Origin of the sequence: Elstera litoralis (assembly GCF_000963705.1) — a bacterium.
In the GTDB taxonomy this organism is placed as follows: Bacteria; Pseudomonadota; Alphaproteobacteria; order Elsterales; family Elsteraceae; genus Elstera; species Elstera litoralis.
In genome coordinates, this window is record NZ_LAJY01000672.1 from 1 (window position 1) to 791 (window position 791).

Below are 791 nucleotides of genomic sequence, written 5' to 3' on the forward strand. Positions count from 1 at the left end.
CGACCGCCGAGGGGCAGATCGAACTGATGAACGCGTTGATCGCTCAGAAAGTCGATGCTATCGCCATTTCGGCGAATGATGCCAACGCCCTGGTGCCGGTGGCCAAACGCGCCGCCGAACGCGGGATTAAGGTTATTTCCTTCGATAGCGGGATCGCCAGTGGCCGTTTGCTGCAATTGAACCCGTCCAATGCGGCGCTGATTGGTCAGAAGCAAGTGCAAATGGCGTTGGATGCCGTGGGCGCGGCGGGGGGCGAAGTCGCCATTCTGTCGGCGACGCCCAAGCGACGAACCAAAATATCTGGATCGCCGAAATGAAAAAGGAGCTGGCAAAGCCCGAATTTTCATCGCTGAAACTCGTTTCCACGGTTTATGGCGACGATCAAGCCGATAAGAGCTACCGCGAGGCCCAGGGCCTGTTCAAATCCTTCCCGAACCTGAAGGCCATCATCGCCCCAACCTCGGTCGGCATCGTTGCGGCGGCAAAAGCCGTGGCGGATCAAGGGTTGATCGGCAAGGTCTATGTCACCGGCCTTGGCTTGCCGTCGGAAATGAAGGGCCATGTGCAGAGCGGCGCAACCAAAAGCTTCGCCATCTGGAACCCGGTCGACCTCGGTTATACCGTCACCTATGCCGCTGTGCAGTTCATTAAGGGCGAGTTGAAGGGGAAAGCGGGCGAGAAAGTGCCCGTTGGGCGCATGGGCACGCTCACGATCGACGATAAAGGCGAAGCCGCGATGGCGGAGCCCTTCACCTTCGATAAGGATAACGTGCTGAAATACGCCAAGTATT

1 pseudogene is annotated in these 791 nt (G+C 58.0%); it reads left to right on the plus strand.

Features of this window, described 5'->3' with window-relative positions:
- Positions 1-26: 26 nt before the first annotated feature.
- A pseudogene (rhaS, locus tag VZ95_RS27550) lies at positions 27-791 on the plus strand (rhamnose ABC transporter substrate-binding protein); the annotation flags it as partial.